A 4,580-nucleotide genomic window follows, 5' to 3' on the forward strand; every position below is an offset into this window, starting at 1 on the left:
ATACGGCGGCTGCCGTCGCCGACGCGGTGAAGTCCGGCGTCGAGCGCATCGTCAACGACACGGTGATGCACGAGCTCGGCGCGCTGCGCGGGATGATGGAAGCGCAGTTCGACAACCTGATGTGGCACGACCGTCAACGCCGCAGCCCGGTGCACGGCGCACTGTCGAAGCATCTGTTCGCCGCCGGTTTTTCCGCGCAGCTCGTGCGGATGCTCGTCGATCGTCTACCGGCCGGCGACGGTGCGCAGACGTTCGACGCCGCGCTCGAATGGGCGCAGTCGGTGCTCGCCGCGAACCTGCCGGTGCTCGGCAGCGAGGACGCACTGATGGAGCGCGGCGGCGTGTTCGCGCTGATGGGGCCGACCGGCGTCGGCAAGACGACCACGACCGCGAAGCTCGCCGCACGCTGCGTGATGCGCTTCGGCGCGAGCAAGGTCGCGCTGCTGACGACCGACAGCTACCGGATCGGCGGCCACGAGCAGCTGCGCATCTTCGGCAAGATCCTCGGCGTGCCGGTCCACGCCGTGAAGGACGCCGGCGATCTGTCGCTCGCGCTGTCCGAGCTGCGCAACAAGCACATCGTGCTGATCGACACGATCGGGATGAGCCAGCGCGACCGCGCGGTGTCGGACCAGATCGCGATGCTGCACGGCGCGAGCACGCCGGTGCAGCGGCTGCTGCTGCTCAACGCGACGAGCCACGGCGACACGCTCAACGAAGTCGTGCAGGCCTATCGCAGCGCGGGCGACCGCGCCGATCTCGCGGGGCCGGACCTGGCCGGGCCTGACCTGGCCGGGCCTGACCTGGCCGGCTGCATCCTGACGAAGCTCGACGAGGCGACGCATCTCGGCGGCGCGCTCGACACCGTGATCCGCTACAAGCTGCCCGTGCACTACGTGTCGACCGGCCAGAAGGTGCCGGAAAACCTGTACGTCGCGACCACGCGCTTCCTGCTGAAGAGCGCGTTCTGCGTGCCGCGCGACGGCTCGCCGTTCGTCCCGCAGGACGACGACATGCCGCTGCTGCTGTCCGCGCTGACCGCCCGCGCGGCCGCCGATCTGCACGAGGTGCGATTTGGATAAACGAACGATCGACCAGGCCGAAGGACTGCGGCGCCTGCTGGCCGGGCGCGGTTCGCGCATCGTCGCGGTGACGGGCGGGCCGACCGGCGTCGGCTGCACGTCGACCGTCGTGAACGTCGCTGCCGCGCTCGCGGCGCTCGGCAAGGACGTGCTCGTCGTCGACGAGCGCGCGGACGTGCATTCGGCCGCCGCGACGCTCGCCGGCGCATGGCTGCGCGACGGCGAGCGCACGCGCGTCGCCGCCGGTTTCTGGCTGTGCGCGAGCGCGCAGGCCGCGCGAGCGGGCTACGGCGATGCGCAGCTGAGCGACTTCGTCGACGGCCCGGCCGACATCGTGCTGATCGACGCGCAGCGCGGCGCCGACGGCACGCTGTCGACGCTCGCGCGTGAAGCGCACGACGTGCTGATCGTCACGCGCGTGGCCGCGCACGCGATCACCGAAGCGTACGCGTGCATGAAGCGGCTGCATTTCGCGCACGCGACCGCGCAGTTCCGCGTGCTCGTGAACCACGTCGGCAGCCATGCCGATGCGAAGACCGCGTTCGACAATCTCGCGGGCGTCGCGAGCCGCTATCTGACCGTGTCGATCGCCGATGCCGGCTGCGTGAGCGCCGATCCGCTCGTCGAGCACGCGCGTGCACTGACGCGCTCCGCGGTCGACGCGTTTCCGTCGTCGCCCGCGGCGCGCGACTACCGAAAGATCGCGGCCGACCTGCTGTACTGGCCGATGCGCCCGCGTGCGGGCACAGGTTCCGCGCGCGAGCTGCGCGCGGGCGGGCAGCCGTCGTACCGGACGGGCGCGGCGCACGCCGCATGAGCGCCACCGGAAGGAGAGAGCCATGATGTACAACGCTCAGGGAAAGATCTCGCAGGCCGACGTGCTCGCGCAGTACGCGCCGCTCGTGCGTCGTCTCGGGCTGCAGCTCGTCGCGAAGATGCCGGCGAGCGTCGATCTCGACGACCTGATCCAGGCCGGCATGATCGGGCTGATGGATGCGGCCGGCCGCTACAAGGAAGATCAGGGCGCGCAGTTCGAGACCTACGCGACGCAGCGGATCCGCGGCGCGATGCTCGACGAGCTGCGCAGCAACGACTGGCTGCCGCGCAGCCTGCGCAAGACCTCGCGCGAGGTCGAACTCGCGGTGCACCAGGTCGAGCAGCGGCTCGGCCGCGCCGCGAGCGAGGCCGAGATCGCGCAGCACCTGAACATGCCGCTCGACGAATACCAGGCGATGCTGCAGGACCTGCACGGCAGCCAGCTCATCTACTACGAGGATTTCGACCGTGCGGCCGACGACGAGCCGTTCCTCGACCGCTATCGCGTCGATCACGCCGATCCGTTGTCGGCGCTGCTCGACGAGCATCTGCGCGGCGCGCTCGTCGAGGCGATCGAGCGGCTGCCCGAGCGCGAGAAGCTGCTGATGTCGCTCTACTACGAGCGCGGACTGAATCTGCGCGAGATCGGCGCCGTGCTCGAGGTCAGCGAATCGCGCGTGTGCCAGCTGCATAGCCAGGCGGTCGCGCGATTGCGCGCGCGGCTGCGCGAGCAGGCGTGGGTCGGCGCGGAAAGCTGAAGCGCGCGCGGCCGGCGGCGCATCGCGCCGTTTGCCCGGCCGTTCCTCGATCGGACGCGGCCTGCTCAACCGCAGCATGGTGAGATTGCGCGCGTCGAGAATCGGTGCGACCGCGTCGGCAGCACGAGTCTCCCGATCGATCGGCCAGCCGATCGCGCGTGCGAGCATCGCGACCCAGAGCGCCCGCGCGCATCTCGATAAAGGGGCGCGCTTCGCTCTGCGCGCCCGTCGCGACGGCGATCGACGCGGCCGACGCAAGAAATTTCCGTCGCGATTTGCTACAATCGCAGCCGTTTTCCGAGGAGCGTTGCGACGGACCTTCTGCGTCCGCCAGGCTCGGAAGGCTTCACCAGGCAGCCGTGCGGCGACATTCGCGCCGGCCCGCCTCCTGAACGGCGCTCACGTCATCAATTTCTAGAACTTTTTTAGAAAGGAGGGCGTGATGAGCGCCGTTATCGATTCGAAAGCTTCCCAGGATTACGTCGTCGCCGACATGGCACTTGCCGGCTGGGGCCGCAAGGAGCTGAACATTGCCGAGACCGAAATGCCGGGCCTCGTGCAGATCCGCGACGAATACAAGGCGCAGCAGCCGCTGAAGGGCGCGCGCATCGCCGGTTCGCTGCACATGACGATCCAGACCGGCGTGCTGATCGAGACGCTGAAGGCGCTCGGCGCCGACGTGCGCTGGGCATCGTGCAACATCTTCTCGACGCAGGACCACGCGGCCGCCGCGATCGTCGAGGCCGGCACGCCGGTGTTCGCGTTCAAGGGCGAATCGCTCGACGAATACTGGGAGTTCTCGCACCGTATCTTCGAATGGCCGAACGGCGAATTCGCGAACATGATCCTCGACGACGGCGGCGATGCGACGCTGCTGCTGATCCTCGGCGCGAAGGCCGAGAAGGATCGCTCGGTGATCGCGAAGCCGACCAACGAGGAAGAAGTCGCGCTGTACAAGTCGATCGCGCGCCACCTCGACATCGACGCGAACTGGTACTCGAAGCGCCTCGCGCACATCAAGGGCGTGACCGAAGAAACGACGACCGGCGTGCACCGCCTGTACCAGATGGAAAAGGACGGCCGCCTGCCGTTCCCGGCGTTCAACGTGAACGATTCGGTCACGAAGTCGAAGTTCGACAACCTGTACGGCTGCCGCGAGTCGCTCGTCGACGGCATCAAGCGTGCGACCGACGTGATGATCGCGGGCAAGGTCGCGGTCGTCGCCGGCTACGGCGACGTGGGCAAGGGCTGCGCGCAGTCGCTGCGCGGCCTTGGCGCGACCGTGTGGGTTACCGAAATCGATCCGATCTGCGCGCTGCAGGCGGCGATGGAAGGCTACCGCGTCGTGACGATGGAATACGCGGCCGACAAGGCCGACATCTTCGTGACCGCGACCGGCAACTATCACGTGATCACGCACGATCACATGAAGGCGATGCGTCACAACGCGATCGTCTGCAACATCGGCCACTTCGATTCGGAAATCGACGTCGCGTCGACGCGCCAGTACCAGTGGGAAAACATCAAGCCGCAGGTCGACCACATCATCTTCCCGGACGGCAAGCGCATCATCCTGCTGGCCGAAGGCCGCCTCGTGAATCTCGGCTGCGCGACCGGCCACCCGTCGTTCGTGATGTCGAACTCGTTCGCGAACCAGACGCTCGCGCAGATCGAACTGTTCACGCGCGGCGACCAGTACGAGAACAAGGTCTACGTGCTGCCGAAGCATCTCGACGAGAAGGTCGCGCGTCTGCACCTCGCGCGCATCGGCGCGCAGCTGTCGACGCTGTCGGACGAGCAGGCCGCGTACATCGGCGTGCAGAAGGAAGGTCCGTTCAAGCCGAACCACTACCGCTACTGATGCGTGCCGCCGCTGCCACGCCGCATGCGCCTCGCGCGCACGCGGCGCGGCAGCGCGGCGTCA

At 68.1% G+C, this 4,580-nt stretch carries 4 protein-coding genes and 1 riboswitch; all 4 genes read left to right on the forward strand.

Annotated elements, in window-relative coordinates; translation table 11 throughout:
* Positions 1 to 1,082: flagellar biosynthesis GTPase FlhF (gene flhF / locus HMPREF3115_RS24090; RefSeq protein ID WP_070556386.1), on the forward strand; the 1,082-nt coding region annotated here is incomplete at its 5' end.
* A complete protein-coding gene (locus HMPREF3115_RS24095) occupies positions 1,075 to 1,899 on the forward strand; it encodes a MinD/ParA family ATP-binding protein (RefSeq protein ID WP_006408236.1) in 825 nt (274 codons plus the stop codon). The genes flhF and HMPREF3115_RS24095, both read left to right, overlap by 8 nt.
* A gap of 22 nt (positions 1,900 to 1,921) precedes the next feature.
* On the forward strand, positions 1,922 to 2,656 hold the full coding sequence (locus HMPREF3115_RS24100) for an RNA polymerase sigma factor FliA (protein WP_006401381.1): 735 nt from the start codon (positions 1,922 to 1,924) through the stop codon (positions 2,654 to 2,656).
* A 293-nt stretch (positions 2,657 to 2,949) separates the two neighbouring features.
* Positions 2,950 to 3,064, forward strand: a riboswitch (S-adenosyl-L-homocysteine riboswitch).
* A 31-nt stretch (positions 3,065 to 3,095) separates the two neighbouring features.
* Complete coding sequence (gene ahcY / locus HMPREF3115_RS24105) at positions 3,096 to 4,517, forward strand: adenosylhomocysteinase (protein WP_080512292.1); 1,422 nt, start codon at positions 3,096 to 3,098, stop codon at positions 4,515 to 4,517.
* The last annotated feature ends 63 nt before the right edge of the window (positions 4,518 to 4,580 follow it).

The organism is Burkholderia sp. HMSC10F09 (assembly GCF_001806955.1).
GTDB classification, from domain to species: Bacteria; Pseudomonadota; Gammaproteobacteria; order Burkholderiales; family Burkholderiaceae; genus Burkholderia; species Burkholderia multivorans.

Coding starts and splice junctions, on each gene's coding strand:
- HMPREF3115_RS24100 (WP_006401381.1), top strand. CDS start 1,922: ATGATGTACAACGCTCAGGGAAAGATCTCGCAGGCCGACGTGCTCGCG.